Source organism: Catellatospora sp. NPDC049133 (assembly GCF_040648455.1).
Lineage (GTDB): Bacteria > Actinomycetota > Actinomycetes > Mycobacteriales > Micromonosporaceae > Catellatospora > Catellatospora aurea.
Genome location: NZ_JBEZDT010000046.1, coordinates 28,632 through 43,890, shown reverse-complemented (window position 1 = coordinate 43,890; position 15,259 = coordinate 28,632). Strand labels below are relative to the sequence as shown.

The window sequence follows — 15,259 nt, the reverse complement described above, 5'->3', positions numbered from 1 at the left end:
CGCCGCGACCGGGACCCGCCCCTCCAAGGAGATGGTGCACATGCCCACGGCGACCGACCAGTTCTTCGCCGACCTCGCCCAACGCGGCGAGGAACCGTTACTGCGGCGCAGCTCAGGCAGCATCCGATTCGACATCGGCGCGAAAGGGCACGTCGAACGCTGGTTCGTCACGGTCGATCACGGCAGGTTCGCCGTGTCCCGGCGCAACCAGAAGGCCGACTGCGCGGTCCTGACCGACGCCGACGTGTTCGAAAACATCGTCACCGGCGAGGACAACGCGTTCGCGGCACTGCTGCGCGGTGCGCTCGAAGCCGAGGGCGACCCGGAGTTGCTGCTGCTGTTCCAGCGCGTGTTCAGCGGCCCGGTGCGCAGCACCCACCCGGCGGCGGTCGGCCGTGGCTGACCAGGTGCGCATCCTCAACGGCAACACCTTCGTCGTCAGCGACGAGCGCGGCGACATCGAAGCGTCCCGCACCGACCCGACCGGGCTGTTCGCCTGGGACACCCGCTTCCTGTCGACGTGGGTGCTCACCGTCGACGGCGAGCGGCTGGGCACCCTGTCCGTCGACGACCTGCAGTACTTCGAGACCAGGTTCTTCCTCGCGCCCGGCGGCGGCACCGTCTACATCGACGCGAAGCTGTCCGTGATGCGCCAGCGCACCGTCACCGAGGGCTTCCGGGAACGGCTGGCGGTGCTCAACCACGGCGAGGAGGCCGTCGAGCTGACCGTGCGCATGGAGGCGGGCAGCGACTTCTCCGACCTGTTCGACGTCAAGAACGACGAGGCCAAGAAGGGCGAGCTGTACTCCAGCGTGGAACGCGATCGGCTGGTGTTCGGCTACCGGCGGGACACCTTCCACCGCGCCACCGAGATCACTTCGGAGCCGCGCGCGATCATGGACGAGCACGGGCTCATCTACAAGATCCGGGTCGAGCCGCAGTCGCACTGGACCTGCGAGCTGCACGTGACGCCGATCCTGATCGGCCGCAACGGCAAGCGGACCCGGCTCGGCGGCCCCAAGGCGGCCGAGGACATGGGCGACGACCTGGACCGCTGGCTGGAGGGCGCGCCCAAGCTGGAATGCGAGTGGGGGCCGCTGCGGCAGACCTACCGGCGCAGCCTGATCGACCTGGCGGCGCTGCGTTTCTCCCCGCTGACCTCGGCCGGGCGCAGCCTGCCCGCGGCGGGACTGCCCTGGTTCATGACCATGTTCGGCCGGGACAGCATCTTCACCAGCCTGCAGTCCCTGCCGTTCGTGCCGGAACTCGCCGCCACCACGCTGCGCGAGCTGGCAGCCCGCCAGGGCAGCCGGTTCGACGACTTCCGCGACGAGGACCCGGGGCGCATCCTGCACGAGATGCGCTACGGCGAGTCGGCAGCCTTCCAGGACCAGCCGCACAGCCCGTACTACGGCAACGCCGACGCGACCGCGCTGTTCGTGGTGCTGCTCGACGAGTACGAGCGCTGGACCGGTGACAAGGCGCTGGTCCGCGACCTGGAACTGGAGGCCCGCGCCGCGCTGCGCTGGGTCGACGAGTACGCCGACCTGCTCGGCAACGGCTACGTCTGGTACCAGCGGCGCAACGAGAAGTCGGGTCTGGAGAACCAGTGCTGGAAGGACTCGTGGGACTCCATCTCCTACCGCGACGGCAGCCTGCCCGGCTTCCCGCGCGCCACCTGCGAGCTGCAGGGCTACGCCTACGACGCCCGGATGCGCGGGGCGCGCCTGGCCCGGCTGGTGTGGAAGGACCCCGATTACGCCAACAAGCTGGAGAAGCAGGCCGCCGACCTCAAGCGCCGGTTCAACCGCGACTACTGGGTCGCCGACGGGGAGTACTACGCGCTCGCCCTCGACGCCGAGGGCAGGCAGGTCGACGTGCTGACCTCGAACATCGGCCACCTGCTGTGGAGCGGCATCGTGCCGCAGTCGCGCGCCCGCGCGCTGGCCCGGCACCTGATGGGGCCGCGGCTGTTCTCCGGCTGGGGCGTGCGCACCCTGGCGCTGGGCGAGAAGCGGTACAACCCGATCGGCTACCACGTCGGCACGGTGTGGCCGTTCGACTGCTCGTTCATCGCGTGGGGCCTGCGCCGGTACGGCTTCAAGAAGGAGGCGGCGCAGATCGCGGCCGGCATCCTCGACGCGGCCGAGTACTTCGACGGGCGGCTGCCGGAGGCGTTCGGCGGCTACCCGCGCGAGGAGACCAAATACCCGGTGCAGTACCCGACGGCGTGCAGCCCGCAGGCCTGGTCGACGGGTGCTCCCCTGCTGCTGCTGCGGACCATGCTGGGACTGCAGCCGCTGGAGGACAGCCTGGTCGTCGACGCGGCGCTGCCCGCGGGCATCGGGCAGATCGAACTGCTGGGCATCCCCGGCCGTTGGGGCCGGGTCGACGCGTTCGGCCGCGGGCTGCTGCGCACCGACCGGCAGGGCCGGATGCGGCCCGAACTCGGCACCGCCGCCACCAAGCGGAAGAGGTCCGCCGCGGTGGTGTGACCGGACGAGTCCGGCCGCCTTGACGAATCACGCTCGCCGCGCACCGGCCCGTGCCTACGATGCAGGCACGGGCGCGGGGCGGGCGGTCACATCGCTGCTTGGGAGGCATACCGCATGAGCAAGACCGACGACGTGAGCGAGTTCGAGGAGATGGGGCCGATCGACTACGTGGTGATCGAGTTCCCCGGCAACCGGATGACCGGAGAGGGCATCCCGCTGCTGCTGGATCTCGTCGACCGCGGCGTCATCCGCATCCTCGACCTGGCCTTCATCCGCAAGGACACCGACGGCACCGTCACCGCCGTGGCCGTCGAGGACATGGACGCCATGGGCGCCCGAGAGTTCGCCGTGTTCCAGGGCGCGGCCTCCGGGCTGCTGGACCGGGAGGACCTGAGCGAGGCCGCCGGCGCGATCGAGCCGGGCAACTCGGCGGGCGTCATCGTCTACGAGAACACCTGGGCGGCGCCGCTGGCCCGCGCCTGGCGCCGCGGCGGGGCGCAGATGGTCGCCAGCGGCCGCATCCCGGTGCAGGCGCTGCTGGCTGCCGCCGAGTCCGGCGCGTAGCGCAGAAACGGGGGATGTGATCATGGGACTGCTTCGAGGAGTGGCGCGCACGGCCGTGGTGGCCGGGACGGCGACCGCGGTGTCCAACCGCGTGTCGCGCCGGCAGGCCGGCCGGTGGGCGGCGCAGGAGGACGAGCAGGCGGCGCAGCAGCAGGCGTACGCCGATCAGGCCGCGTACCAGCAGCAGCTGGCGGCGCAGCAGCAGATGGCGCAGCAGCAGGCCTACCAGCAGCAGGTGGCGCAGCAGCAGGCGGCGCCGGCCGGGCAGCCGATGGACGCGAAGCTCACGCAGCTGAAGACGCTCGCCGACCTCAAGGCGTCGGGCGTGCTGACCGACGCCGAGTTCGAGCAGCAGAAGGCGGCCATCCTGGCCGGCTGACCCGCCGCCCGCGTCCATGATCGTCCGACTTGCCAGGCACCTGGGCGTATCCGTTCGCAAGATACGCACACCTGCCGGGCAGGTCGGGCGATCACGTGCGTGGGGGCGGCGCGGACGCCGGTGCGATGCTCCAGCGCTCGGCGATGGGGATCGCCGACAACCCGTGGGCGAGCACGCTCAGCAGCACCGTGGCCATGATGAGGCTGATCGCCAGCTGCGCCGAGACGCCGGTGAGCTGCTGCACGCCGATCAGGGCGAAGATCACGCTGGGCAGCCCGCGCGGGCCGAGCCAGGACAGCAGCCACACCTCCCGCGGGTAGCGGCGCAGCCCGACCAGGCTCAGCGCGACCGGCAGCATCCGCACCACGGTCAGGCTCAGCACCGCGTACAGCAGGACGCGCCGGCTCAGCAGGTCGGCCAGGGTGTACGGGATCAGCGAGCCGAAGGCGAACCAGACACCCGCCCCCAGCAGCGTGACCACGTCGTGCGTGGTCTGCAGGTGCCGCTCGGGCAGGTGCCGGTCGACCGCGCGGACCGCCAGGCCCGCGACGAACGCCGCGACGATGCCGTTGCCGTGCAGCGCGTGGGTGGCCTCGAAGACCAGCACCCCGACGGCGAGGTAGGCCAGGCGCTCGGCCCTCGCCGCGCTCCACCCCCGGTGGCGGGCCCAGCGCAGCAGCAGGCCCGCGCCCGCGCCCGCGGCGATGCCCGCGACCAGTGCGATCAGCAGCTCGACGACGGTATGGCCGAGCACCGAACCGGGGGTGCGCTCGGTTCCCGCCGCCGCGGCCGCCGCGGCGAAGAACACCACCAGCGGGGCGGCCAGGCCGTCGTTGAGGCCGCTCTCGACGGTCACCGCGGTGCGCAGGTCGTGCGGGATGCGCTCGTCGCGCACGAGCATGGTCGCCAGGCTCGCGTCCGTGGCGGTCAGCGCCGCCGCGACCATGGCGATGACCCAGATGTTCGCCTGCGGGAACAGCGCCAGGCCGGTGGCGAGGCCGGCGAGCACCGTCAGCGGGAACGCCACGAGCAGCAGCCGCAGCGGCAGGTGGCCGGCCGACCACAGGCGGCGCAGGCTGATCTCGGTGGCGTCGCCGAACAGGATCAGGGCAAGCGTCAGCTGGAGCACGTGCTGCACCGCCGAGGAGGACATGTCCACGGCGACCAGCGGGTCGTCGCCACCGGCCAGCAGCAGGCCCGCCAGCAGCAACGCGATCGGGAGGGTGACGCTGTACCGCGCCGCGCGGGCCGACACCGCCGCCCAGGCGATCAGCACCACGGCCAGGGCGATCAGCCCGTACACGCGCACCACACGACATGACTGGGTGATTTGCCCGGGAATGTCACCGAATCATTGTGTCACCGGTCGGGCGTCCGGCAGGGCCGCTGCCGGAGACCGGGCGGACTCAGGGCCGGGCGACCGGGATCTCCATGGTCACGTCGGCCGGGGACGGGGCCCCCGCCTGTGGTGGCACGGCGGGCCGGCCGGCCGTGCCACGGCGGCCGAGGTCCTTGAACCGCAGCGCGGGCTTCTCCACCAGGAACCAGCTCGCCGCCGCGAACGGCACGACCGCCACCAGGGTCGCGGCGATGTAGCCGACCACGCCCCACGCCGTGGCCCCGGCCATCGCGAGCAGTTGCTGCAGCGGGAACGCGTAGATGTACACGCCGTAGGAGATGTCGTTGCGCCGCCCGACCTTGTCCAGCGGCAGCCGCGCGCCCAGGTACATGGTCAGGTAGCCCAGCGGCAGCGCGGCGAACGCCTTCACGGTCTCGGTCGCCCACAGCACGCCGAGCACGGCGGTCGCCGCGACGGCCAGCCACCACACCGACGGGATCACGTCGGCGTACCGCTTGAGCACGGCGCCGGCCAGGAAGAAGCCGCCAAGCCGGAAACTCATGTTCACGATGCCGGGCACGTCCGCGTCGGTGAACTCGAAGACGGCGGTCCCTGCTGCGAGCACGGCGAACACGGCGAGGGTCACCCAGCGCTCGCGGCGCGCGTACCCGAACGACAGCAGCACGCCGACGCCCACGTAGCAGGCGAACTCGTACATCAGCGTCCACAGCGACAGGTTCCAGGTCGCGTCGTACGGCGCGCCCAGCAGCGTGTGCTGGATCTTCTGCTGGACCTCGACCAGGGTCGCGTTCGCGAACACATAACGCAGCGCCGACACGGGGTCCCAGGACGCTCCCGCGTCGAAGGCCAGCGACATCGGCGCGAGCACGAACGCGGTGACCGCCAGCGCCGCCCAGTAGCCGGGGTAGATGCGCACCACCCGGTTCCACAGGAACTGTCGCATGTCCAGCCGCAGCCGGCTACCGGTGATCAGCCAACCGGAGATCGCGAAGAACCCGGCCACCGCCCAGCCGCCGATCTCCAGGTCGCCCCACTTGTAGGGGTCGCGCCACCCGGCCACCTGAGGCGCGTGGGACACGATCACCGCGGCGGCGAGCAGCAGCCGCAGGGCGTTGAGGGAGTTCTTGCGCGGGTCGATCGCGGCGGACAGTGGCGTCACGGACGCAGACTCTAACGTGCGGCGTCGGGCGCACGCCATCGGCCGTTCACCGACGGCGACACCGTCCGACCCGGTCCGTGCCCGCCGTCCTGCGCGGCTTCACCAGGGCGGATCTCCTTGCCGCGCACCGCTGTCCGGGGCGCGGCGCGCGGACCGGGGCGACGGGAACCCGTCACTGCAGGCGAGCGGCAGCCGTCCGCCAGGGACGGCCGCCACTTCGGGTCGACCAGGCTCAGCCGTACGTCGGGTGCTGCGGCCAGCCGTCCGGGGAGTCCTCCCAGTCCTGCATGCGCCCGTACGGCGCCAGGTCCATGATGCTGGCGGCGAAGTTCAGCCGGTCCACGCCGCGGGCGGTCGTGCTGTAGGTGCGGTAGACGTCGTCGCCGTCGCGCAGGAACACGCTGAGCATGAACCCGCCGCCCGCGCCGCAGTCGTCGGAGAAGGACGTGCCGTGCGACGACACGAACGGCAGCGTCCAGCCGCGCTCGGCCTTGTACGCCTCGATCTGGGCCAGCGGCATGTTGGACACGGTCTTCCAGGTGATGCCGCGGGCGGCCAGCAGGGGCAGCGCGTGGACCGGCACGTTGTCGGTGAACCAGGTGCAGCCGGGGCAGTAGTGCTTGGGCCCGCGGTCCATGAACTGGTACACCACCAGCTCGCCGCGGCCGTCGAACAGGTCGGACAGGCTCCGGCCGCCCTCGGGCGTGTCGAAGACGTACGGCCGGTCGAACTTCACCATCGGCAGCCGGCGACGCCGGGCGGCCAGCGCGTCCTGGGCGCGGGTCAGCTCCTTCTCCGCCTTGAGCAGGTCGTCACGCGCCTGCTGCCACTCCTCGGCGCTCACGATCGTCGGTTTGTCCATACCCGTCATACTGCCCGGCCCGTCCGACACGTTTGTCCCGGTCCGCCCACATGATCACTCGACTTGCCAGGCACCTGGTCGAACTGCCGCTCAAGATAAGGCCAGGTGCCTGGCAAGTCCGATGATCTCCGGCGGCGGCCGGGTCAGGCCGCCGGGTCGGGGACGGCGAGGTCCGCGGCGTGGGGCAGTTCGTGGCCGACGGGCACGACCACGACCGGGCAGTTGGCCTTGCCGATGCACTCCTCGCTGACCGAGCCGAGCACCGTGTGCATCAGCCGGCTGGTGCCGTGGCTGCCGAGCACGAGCAGGTCGGCGTCGGCGGCCGCGGCGGCGAGCACGTCGGCGGGCCGGCCCTCGACCACCTCCCCCGCGATCGCGACGCCCTCGCGCTGGAACGAGGGCAGCGCGCCGAGTTCCCGGTCGAGCATGTCGCCGGCGAGGTCGCGGGCTCGGGTGGCGATGACGTCGTCGTCGGTATCGTCCCACCGCCAGGCCGCCACGGCCTGCACGGTGCCGCCGCGGCCGGCCGCCTCGTGCACCGCCCAGCGCAGCGCGCGCCGGCCGCCCTCGGAACCGTCGACCCCGACCACGATCCGGAAGTTCGTCATGCCGCGCCCCCTACCCTCGACCGGTCGGCGCTAACGCGCCATGGCGTGTCAGTGTGTGAGCCGCACCTTCTCCCGGGTCGCCCGCTGGATGTCACCGGCGGCGACGACCAGCAGGCGGTGGCCGAGGTCGGACAGCGCCCGCGCGACGGCGAGCTCGTCGCCGATCTCGGGGACGTCCCGGTCGTCCGGGTTGAGTTTGGCCCGCCCGACGCCGATCAGCCGGCCGCCGACCTCGTCGTCGAGCATTCTGGCCTCGGCATAGGTGCGTCCTTCGTCCTCGCCGACGAACACCTCGATGTTCCAGCGCTTCAGCACGGTCATTGCGGGTGCCCCCCTTCCAGGATGTGCGCCGAGCCCTCCAGCAGGGCCACGACCTCCTCGTCCGAGGTCTGCCGGAAGTCGGCGTAGCGTTCACCGACCGCCATGAACAGGTCCGGGGTCTCCACGCAGACCACCTCGTCGGCGACCGTACGCAGCTCGGCGGCGGTGTCCGCGGCGGCCACCGGCACCGCCAGCACCACCCGGGACGCGCCCCGGGCGCGGGCGATCTCGCAAGCGGCGCGGGCGGTGGCACCGGTGGCGACGCCGTCGTCGACGATCACGACCGTGCGCTCGGCGAGCGACTCGGCATCGCGGCCGTGCCGGAAGCGCTGCACCCGGCGCTCCAGCTCGGCCCGTTCGGCCTGCTCGACCCGGTCGAGGGCGGCCGGGGTGATCCCGATCGCGTCCAGCACGCCGGGGTTGAGCACCCGTACGCCGTCCTCGCCGATCGCGCCCATGGCCACCTCGGGCTGGGACGGCACGCCGAGCTTGCGCACCACGAGCACGTCGAGCGGCGCGTTCAGGGCGCGGGCGACCTCCACCGCGACGACGACGCCGCCGCGGGGCAGCCCGAGCACGACGACGTCGGCGTCGTGGAGCCAGGTCAGGCGCTGCGCCAGGCGGTGCCCGGCGTCCGTGCGGTTCTGGAACATGGCGGCACCCTCCCCCACCATGGTCGTCCCCCGGAAGCCTTCGTGACCAGGACTTTCGTGACTCAGACGGAGGTCTGCGGATGTTCGGCGCGGAATGCGGCGACGGCGGTGGGCAGGGTGTGGAAGATCCGGTCACGGCCGACCGCCTCGGCCAGGCCGAATGACACCATTTCGTCCATCAGCTCCTGTTTGACGTGCGCCATGCCGAACACGATGCCGCGCTGGGTCAGCTCGTTGCGCAGCTCCTCGACCGCCTCCATGGCGGTGATGTCGACCTCGACGATCGCCTCGGCGTTGAGCACGAACCACTTGACGCCGGGGGCCTGGCCGACCGCCGCCAGGGCCCGGCGGCGCAGGTCCTGAGCGTTGGCGAAGAACAGCGGCGAGTCGTACCGGTAGATCATCAGACCGGGCACGGTGCGCGCCTGCGGATAGTCCTCGACGTCGTGCATGCCGGCCACCCCGGGCACGATGCCCAGCACCGCGTCGTGCGGCCGGGCGACCCGGGCCAGCATCTCGGCGACCGACAGCGCCACCGCGGCCAGCACGCCGTAGAGGATGTCGAACAGCAGCACCCCGGCGAACGCGGCCAGCGCCAGCAGCAGCTCGCTGCGCCGGAACGCGGCGAGTTTGCGGAAGCCGGGCAGGTCGATCAGGCGCAGCGCGGCGTACACGATGATCGCGCCGAGCGCGGCGGTCGGGAACGCCGACAGCACCGGGCTGGCGAACAGCAGTGTGCAGATCACCAGCACCAGCGCCGTCAGCGAGTACACCTGGCTGCGCGCGCCCGCGGCGTCGGCCAGCGCGGTGCGGCTGCCGCTGCTGCTGACCGGGAAGCCGCGCAGCACGCCCGACCCGAGGTTGGCCACGCCGAGGGCGAGCAGTTCCTGGTCGGCGTCGACCTCCTGGCGGTGCCGGGCGGCGAACGCGCGGGCGGTGAGCATGTTGTCGGTGTAGCCGACCAGCATCACGCCCACGGCGGGCAGCAGCAGGTCGGCGAAGTCGGTCAGGTCCGGCCACGCCGGCGACGGCAACCCCGATGGGATCTTGCCGATCGTCGCGATGCCGTAGTCCTGCAGGCCGAACAGCGCGGTCGCCCCGGTGGCCAGCAGCACCGCCAGCAGCGGGCCGGGCAGCTTCGGGAACTGCCGCTGGACCAGGTAGAGGAAGGCCAGCACGAGTGCGCCGAGCACCACCGTGGCCAGGTGGAGCTGCCCCATGCCCTTGATGAACGACCACACCTCGCCGAGCAGCGTGCCACCGTCGACCGGGATGCCGGTCAGCCGCTCCAGCTGACCGATGATCATGATGATGGCGACGCCCGCCATGTAGCCGACGAGGATCGGCTTGGACAGCAGGTCGGCCACGAAACCGAGCCGGATCGCCCAACAGACCAGGCACAGCAGGCCGACGATGACTGCCAGGCCCGCCGCGAGGGCCGCGTACCGGCCGGGGTCGCCCGCCGCGAGCGGGGCGATGACGGTGGCCGTCATGAGCGCCGTGGTGGACTCCGGGCCGACCGACAGCTGCCGCGACGAGCCGAGCAGGGCGTACAGCGCCAGCGCGGGCAGGGCGGCCCACAGTCCCGCCACGGGCGGCAGGCCGGCCAGTCCGGAGTACGCCATCACCTGCGGGATGAGGTACGCCGCGACGGTCGCCCCGGCGAGCACGTCCCCGCGCAGCCAGCCGCGGTCGTACGCCCGCAGCGTCACCACACCGGGCGCCTGCGGAATCCATCGTGGTCTGTCGGCCATGGTCACTTTTACCGCATGGCACCTCTGCGCGAAACCCCGCCGCCGGGACCCGGACATGATCGGCTACGGTCGGGCGGGTCCTACGACGACGGAGGTTCCCGGTGGGTGGACGGTCCTACATGCTCGCGACCCGGATGCCGATGTCGCGCGACGGCTTCGACACGTGGCTGTCCACGCCGCCGCCGGACCTCGGCGTGATCGCGAACCCGGACGAGATGTGGCGCAACTGGGCGGCGGCCGACGCCACGCCCGACTGGGACCTGACCGAGATCGCCGGCTCGCCGGCCGCCGCCGCGACCTACCGCGCGAACCGGACCCGGACCCCGCTGGACCTGCTCGCGGCGCGGGCCGCCGGCGGGTACACGCTCGCCCGCCACCACGAGGGCGCGCTGGAGATCTACCTGTACGACTACCACGCCGACCACTACGCCGCCCAGACCGACCTGCTCATGCTCGCCGGGGCGGGACGGTTCGCCGACGGCGACGCCGAGGTCCCGGTTCTGTACTGGGGCGGCGACGTCCACCCCGGCCTGCCGTTCGACGACGGCTCGGTGCTGTCGGTGCTGCTGGTGGGCGGCACGCAGGCGCGATTCAGCGCCGCATACCCGTTCGCAGCGCTGGTCGAAGGGCTGCGAACGGTGGAGGTCGCATTCCTCGGGGCGGTCGTCGACCCGGACGGCGACGATCCCGGCTGGGACTCCTCGGGCGTGCTGGACCCGGCGATCGCCGTGCGGGCCGGTACCTGACTCACCCCGCTGCGCGGGCCGGGCAACGCTTGTGATCGTGTCGGCGGATGACCAGATCTGCCGAGGAGATCCGCGCGCACCTTCGCCTGAAGGTCAACTAAGCGCTGCGCCGGCCGGGCATGTGGGGCGGCGAGAGCACCCTGCGTATGCTCCTCGAAGCGCTGGCATACGCCGACGGCATCGAGGCGCAGTGGCACCGCGAGACTGGGGACCTGCGCGAACGCGGGTTGTTCCTGCCGACCGGCGTGCTCGGCACGGCCAAGCGAGTGATGCCGGACGACCCGGAGCCCGACCAGGTCATGGCGTCGATGTACGCCGAGTTCGCCCACCGCGTCGGCTGGCTGGACGTGGAGCGCCGGCTGACGGCGGCGGAGCACGCCGACCTGCTGGCGCGGCTGCCCGACTGGTGTACGGCCGACCGGACCCTGTCCGGCGTTCGGCGAGTCGTCGTTGCCGTACGGCCGCGCGGGCTCGCCGTGGCCGACCACTCTGGTCTACGCGGCAGACCCTGGCCGACCATTGATCTGCCTGCACACCTGGAACGTGATCGTCGGGCCGGGCGTGCAGGCGGCCCACCCCGAACCGGTGCTGCTGGCAGCACATATCGGCGGACGCCCGTTCGAGACGGCCTTCCTGCGCACGCCGGAAGGACTCCGGCTCCGCCCGGAGGAACCGGACGACGACGAGGACGTGGAGGAGGCGTAACCACCTCGACCGTCCCCGGCCGGCACGGTGCGGGCGGATCGCGCACCAAGGTCCACCGACTTGCCAGGCACCTGGGCGAACGACGGGTCAAGATACGCACAGGTGCCTGGCAAGTCGGATGATCGAGGACGGCCCGTCGCGGGGTCAGCCGGGCGCGCGGGGCACGACCAGGACCGGGCAGTGGGAGTGGTGCAGGACCTGGTGGCTGACCGAGCCGAGGAGCAGGCCGGTGAAGCCGCCGCGGCCGTGCGCGCCGACGACCACGAGCTGGGCCTGCTTGCTGAGGTCCACCAGCACCTTGGCCGGCTTGCCGCGCAGCAGGTGCTCGCGCACCGTCACGTCGGGGTGGTTCTTGCGCTGCTCGGCCAGGGCCTCCTCCAGCTGGTGGCCCTCCTCCTCGGCGACGGTCGCGCTGTCGTGCCTGTGGTCGTGGTGCTCGCCGTGCGCGTGCCCGCCGGCGCGGGTCCAGGTGTGCACCGCGGTCAGCTCGGCCTTGCGCATCTCGGCCTGGGCGAACGCGGCCTCGACGGTCGGGGCCGAGTCGGGTGAGCCGTCCGCGCCGACGACGACGGGCCCGCTGCCGCGTTCCTCGCCGCGTACGACGAGCACCGGGGTGCGCCCGTGCGCGGTGCACTGCACCGCCACCGAGCCGACCAGCAGGCCCGTGAAGCCGCCGAGGCCGCGGTCGCCGATGACGAGCAGTTCCGCGTCGTGGGCGGCGCGCAGCAGCACCGGCGACGGTGCGCCGGTGACCAGGTCGGTGAGCACGGACACCGACGGGTCGGTCTGGGCCGCCGCGGCGGCGGCTTCGGCGAGCAGGCGTTCGGCGTCGTGGCGCAGTCCGCCCTCGTGCGGGCCCGCTTCGGACGGGCCCATCTTGACGTGCATGAGCGGCCAGATGAACGCGTGCACGATACGCAGTGGCAGGTGGCGCCAGGCGGCTTCGCGGGTGGCGAGGCGCACCGCGGTCAGCGACGACGCCGAGCCGTCGACGCCGACCACGACGGGGCGGGCGCCGCCGTCCTCGGTGTTCATCGCGGGACCGGCGCCTGCGTCGAGGCTGTTCATCGGCTCAGGCCCGCCCCGGCCAGGTCCAGTCGGTGATGTCGGGGGCGTCCTGGCCGTAGGCGCGGGTGTGGTCGCGGGCCCGCTGGCGCGCGTCGGTCATGTACTGGCGCAGCCCGGCCGCGGTGACGCCGAGCCCCGGCACCCGGTCGATGACGTCGATGACGAGCCGGAACCGGTCCAGGTCGTTGAGCATCACCATGTCGAACGGCGTGGTCGTGGTGCCCTCCTCCTTGTATCCGCGCACGTGCATGTTGTGGTGGTTGCGGCGCTTGTAGGTGAGGCGGTGGATCAGGCTCGGGTAGCCGTGGTAGGCGAAGACGACGGGCCGGTCGGTGGTGAAGATGGCGTCGAACTGCGGGTCGGGCAGGCCGTGCGGGTGTTCGGTCTCGGGCTGCAGCCGCATCAGGTCGACCACGTTGACCACGCGTACCCGCAGCGTCGGCAGGTAGCGCTGGAGCAGGTCGACCGCGGCCATGGTCTCCAGCGTCGGCACGTCGCCCGCGCAGGCCATCACCACGTCCGGCACGCCCCCGGCGTCGTTGCCCGCCCAGGCCCAGATGCCCAGGCCGCGTCGGCAGTGCAGGGCCGCGTCGGTCATGTTCAGCCAGGACGGCTGCGGCTGCTTGCCGGCCACCACGACGTTGACGTAGTCGCGGCTGCGCAGGCAGTGGTCCATCGTGGACAGCAGGGTGTTCGCGTCCGGCGGCAGGTAGATCCGGGTGATCTCGGCCTTCTTGTTGACCATGTGGTCGATGAAGCCCGGGTCCTGGTGCGAGAAGCCGTTGTGATCCTGCCGCCAGACGTGGCTGGACAGCAGGTAGGTCAGCGACGCGACGGGCCGCCGCCACTCGATGCCGCGGGTCACCTTCAGCCACTTGGCGTGCTGGTTCACCATCGAGTCGACGACGTGGATGAACGCCTCGTAGCTGGTCAGCAGGCCGTGCCGGCCGGTGAGCAGGTAGCCCTCCAGCAGGCCCTGGCACAGGTGTTCCGACAGCACCTCGATGACCCGGCCGGTCGGGGCGAGGTGGTCGTCGCCGTCGAAGATGCGCGCGTCGAACTCGCGGTCGGTCACCTCGAACACCGCGCCGAGCCGGTTGGAGTTGACCTCGTCGGGCCCGAACAGCCGGAACCGGTCGGGATTGGACCGGATCACGTCGCGCAGCCAGACGCCCAGCACCCGGGTCGCCTCGGCCTGCGGGACGCCGGGCTGGGGCACGTCGACGGCGTACCCGCGGATGTCGGGCAGGACAAGGTCGCGCAGCAGCAGGCCGCCGTTGGTGTGCGGGTTGGCGCTCATCCGCCGTGAGCCGCGCGGGGCCAGCGGCGCGAGGAAGCCCATCGGCGCGCCGGTGGCGTCGAACAGCTCCTCCGGCCGGTACGAGCGCATCCACTGCTCCAGCTCGGCCAGGTGCGCGGGGTTGTCGCGCACGCCGGCCAGCGGCACCTGGTGCGCCCGGAAGGTCCCCTCGACGGGCACGCCGTCGACGACCTTCGGGCCGGTCCAGCCCTTGGGGGTACGCAGCACGATCATCGGCCAGCGCGGGCGCTCGCCGTCGGCGCCCTGGCGGGCGTGCGACTGGATGGCGGCGATCTCGTCCAGCGCCAGGTCGAGGGCGTACGCCAGCTCGTGGTGCACCCGGACCGGGTCGCTGCCGGACACCAGGATCGGGTGGTAGCCGAATCCCTGCAGCATCGACATCAGGTCGGCCTCGGGGATGCGGGCCAGCACCGTCGGATTGGCGATCTTGTACCCGTTGAGGTGCAGGATCGGCAGCACCGCGCCGTCGCTGACCGGGTTGAGGAACGTGTTGGCCAGCCAGCTGCACGCCAGCGGCCCGGTCTCGGCCTCCCCGTCGCCGATCACGCAGGCGACCAGCAGCCCGGGGTTGTCCAGCGCCGCGCCGTACGCGTGCATCAGCGAGTAGCCCAGCTCCCCGCCCTCGTGGATCGACCCGGGGACCTCGGCCGCGACGTGGCTCGGGATGCCGCCCGGGAACGAGAACTGGCGGAACAGCCGGCCCATGCCGAACTCGCTGCGGTCCACGCTCGGGTACAGCTCGCTGTAGGTGCCCTCGAGCCAGGTGTTCGCCACGATCGCCGGGCCGCCGTGGCCCGGGCCGCAGATGAAGATCGCGTTGAGGTCCCGGTTGGTGATGGTCCGGTTGAGGTGCGCCCACAGCATGTTCAGACCCGGGCTCGTCCCCCAGTGGCCCAGCAGCCGCGGTTTGATGTGCTCGGGGCGCAGCGGCTCGCGCAGCAGCGGGTTGGCCATCAGGTAGATCTGGCCCACGGTCAGGTAGTTGGCCGCCCGCCACCAGGCGTCGAGCCTGCTCAGATCGTCATCACGCAGATGCGTCACACCGGCGGTGTGCCCGGCGCCCGGTCGCTCTGTCACCGTCATGTGCCGATCCTCGCGCGCCGCAAGCCGCCGTGCAGGCATATTGTCCGCTTTCCCGGCGCGTCTTCGCAGCTCGGCCGTTCAGCTCGGCGCGGTGACCGGGGCCGCCACCGCGTGGCCGAACTATACGTATTCGCCCTGGTATCACCGTCTGGCTGCTATAGCGTGGCCTGAAGTGCGGGAA

14 protein-coding genes and 1 pseudogene are annotated in these 15,259 nt (G+C 72.0%); 6 read left to right on the top strand and 9 right to left on the bottom strand.

Annotation, left to right across the window (positions count from 1 at the left end; genetic code table 11):
• Positions 1–40 precede the first annotated feature (40 nt).
• The 4 genes and pseudogenes from AB0B35_RS36705 (at position 41) to AB0B35_RS36690 (ending at position 3,438) form a co-directional block, all read left to right on the top strand.
• Positions 41–403: an SCP2 sterol-binding domain-containing protein gene (locus tag AB0B35_RS36705; protein WP_360539992.1), complete on the top strand. Its 363-nt coding sequence runs from the start codon at positions 41–43 to the stop codon at positions 401–403.
• Positions 396–2,414, top strand: a pseudogene (locus AB0B35_RS36700) (glycogen debranching N-terminal domain-containing protein); the annotation flags it as partial. The gene AB0B35_RS36705 and the pseudogene AB0B35_RS36700, both read left to right, overlap by 8 nt.
• 195 nt (positions 2,415–2,609) lie before the next feature.
• Positions 2,610–3,059, top strand: coding sequence for a DUF6325 family protein (locus AB0B35_RS36695; protein ID WP_361054914.1), 450 nt, complete (start codon positions 2,610–2,612; stop codon positions 3,057–3,059).
• Between the two features lie 22 nt (positions 3,060–3,081).
• Complete coding sequence (locus AB0B35_RS36690) at positions 3,082–3,438, top strand: SHOCT domain-containing protein (RefSeq protein WP_361054911.1); 357 nt, start codon at positions 3,082–3,084, stop codon at positions 3,436–3,438.
• A 91-nt stretch (positions 3,439–3,529) separates the two neighbouring features.
• Here the strand turns inward: AB0B35_RS36690 and AB0B35_RS36685 are convergent, their stop codons facing one another.
• From AB0B35_RS36685 to sulP, 7 genes are all read right to left on the bottom strand, one after another.
• Positions 3,530–4,750 (bottom strand): cation:proton antiporter, encoded by a 1,221-nt coding sequence (locus tag AB0B35_RS36685; RefSeq protein ID WP_361054908.1) that lies wholly within the window; start codon positions 4,748–4,750, stop codon positions 3,530–3,532.
• A 94-nt stretch (positions 4,751–4,844) separates the two neighbouring features.
• A complete protein-coding gene (locus tag AB0B35_RS36680; protein WP_361054905.1) occupies positions 4,845–5,957 on the bottom strand; it encodes an acyltransferase in 1,113 nt (370 codons plus the stop codon).
• 232 nt (positions 5,958–6,189) lie between these two features.
• Positions 6,190–6,819 carry a DUF899 family protein gene (locus tag AB0B35_RS36675; RefSeq protein ID WP_361054902.1) on the bottom strand — a complete coding sequence of 210 codons (630 nt, stop codon included), beginning with the start codon at positions 6,817–6,819 and terminating at the stop codon, positions 6,190–6,192.
• 143 nt (positions 6,820–6,962) lie between these two features.
• Positions 6,963–7,427 carry a universal stress protein gene (locus tag AB0B35_RS36670; protein ID WP_361054900.1) on the bottom strand — a complete coding sequence of 155 codons (465 nt, stop codon included), beginning with the start codon at positions 7,425–7,427 and terminating at the stop codon, positions 6,963–6,965.
• Between the two features lie 48 nt (positions 7,428–7,475).
• On the bottom strand, positions 7,476–7,748 hold the full coding sequence (locus AB0B35_RS36665; RefSeq protein ID WP_361054897.1) for a DUF1876 domain-containing protein: 273 nt from the start codon (positions 7,746–7,748) through the stop codon (positions 7,476–7,478).
• The gene (locus AB0B35_RS36660) at positions 7,745–8,401 is read right to left on the bottom strand and encodes a phosphoribosyltransferase family protein (protein WP_361054894.1); all 657 of its coding nucleotides are present in this window, start codon (positions 8,399–8,401) and stop codon (positions 7,745–7,747) included. The genes AB0B35_RS36665 and AB0B35_RS36660 overlap by 4 nt, the downstream gene beginning before the upstream one ends.
• Before the next feature lie 62 nt (positions 8,402–8,463).
• Positions 8,464–10,155, bottom strand: coding sequence for a sulfate permease (sulP, locus tag AB0B35_RS36655; RefSeq protein ID WP_361054891.1), 1,692 nt, complete (start codon positions 10,153–10,155; stop codon positions 8,464–8,466).
• 101 nt (positions 10,156–10,256) lie between these two features.
• On the opposite strand from sulP, the gene AB0B35_RS36650 reads away from it, so the two are divergent.
• Positions 10,257–10,901, top strand: a complete 645-nt coding sequence (locus AB0B35_RS36650) for a hypothetical protein (protein ID WP_361054888.1) — start codon at positions 10,257–10,259, stop codon at positions 10,899–10,901.
• 450 nt (positions 10,902–11,351) lie between these two features.
• Positions 11,352–11,606, top strand: coding sequence for a hypothetical protein (locus tag AB0B35_RS36645; protein ID WP_361054885.1), 255 nt, complete (start codon positions 11,352–11,354; stop codon positions 11,604–11,606).
• A gap of 144 nt (positions 11,607–11,750) precedes the next feature.
• Here the strand turns inward: AB0B35_RS36645 and AB0B35_RS36640 are convergent, their stop codons facing one another.
• Together AB0B35_RS36640 and AB0B35_RS36635 are read right to left on the bottom strand one after the other, a co-directional pair.
• Complete coding sequence (locus tag AB0B35_RS36640) at positions 11,751–12,674, bottom strand: universal stress protein (protein ID WP_361054882.1); 924 nt, start codon at positions 12,672–12,674, stop codon at positions 11,751–11,753.
• 4 nt (positions 12,675–12,678) lie between these two features.
• Positions 12,679–15,078: a phosphoketolase family protein gene (locus AB0B35_RS36635; RefSeq protein WP_361054879.1), complete on the bottom strand. Its 2,400-nt coding sequence runs from the start codon at positions 15,076–15,078 to the stop codon at positions 12,679–12,681.
• Between the last annotated feature and the right edge of the window lie 181 nt (positions 15,079–15,259).

Bases quoted from the DNA above. Each gene is read 5' to 3' on its own strand.
- AB0B35_RS36705 (WP_360539992.1), top strand. From the start codon at position 41: ATGCCCACGGCGACCGACCAGTTCTTCGCCGACCTCGCCCAACGCGGC.
- AB0B35_RS36695 (WP_361054914.1), top strand. From the start codon at position 2,610: ATGAGCAAGACCGACGACGTGAGCGAGTTCGAGGAGATGGGGCCGATC.
- AB0B35_RS36690 (WP_361054911.1), top strand. From the start codon at position 3,082: ATGGGACTGCTTCGAGGAGTGGCGCGCACGGCCGTGGTGGCCGGGACG.
- AB0B35_RS36675 (WP_361054902.1), bottom strand. From the start codon at position 6,819: ATGGACAAACCGACGATCGTGAGCGCCGAGGAGTGGCAGCAGGCGCGT.
- AB0B35_RS36670 (WP_361054900.1), bottom strand. From the start codon at position 7,427: ATGACGAACTTCCGGATCGTGGTCGGGGTCGACGGTTCCGAGGGCGGC.
- AB0B35_RS36665 (WP_361054897.1), bottom strand. From the start codon at position 7,748: ATGACCGTGCTGAAGCGCTGGAACATCGAGGTGTTCGTCGGCGAGGAC.
- AB0B35_RS36660 (WP_361054894.1), bottom strand. From the start codon at position 8,401: ATGTTCCAGAACCGCACGGACGCCGGGCACCGCCTGGCGCAGCGCCTG.
- sulP (WP_361054891.1), bottom strand. From the start codon at position 10,155: ATGGCCGACAGACCACGATGGATTCCGCAGGCGCCCGGTGTGGTGACG.
- AB0B35_RS36640 (WP_361054882.1), bottom strand. From the start codon at position 12,674: ATGAACAGCCTCGACGCAGGCGCCGGTCCCGCGATGAACACCGAGGAC.
- AB0B35_RS36635 (WP_361054879.1), bottom strand. From the start codon at position 15,078: ATGACGGTGACAGAGCGACCGGGCGCCGGGCACACCGCCGGTGTGACG.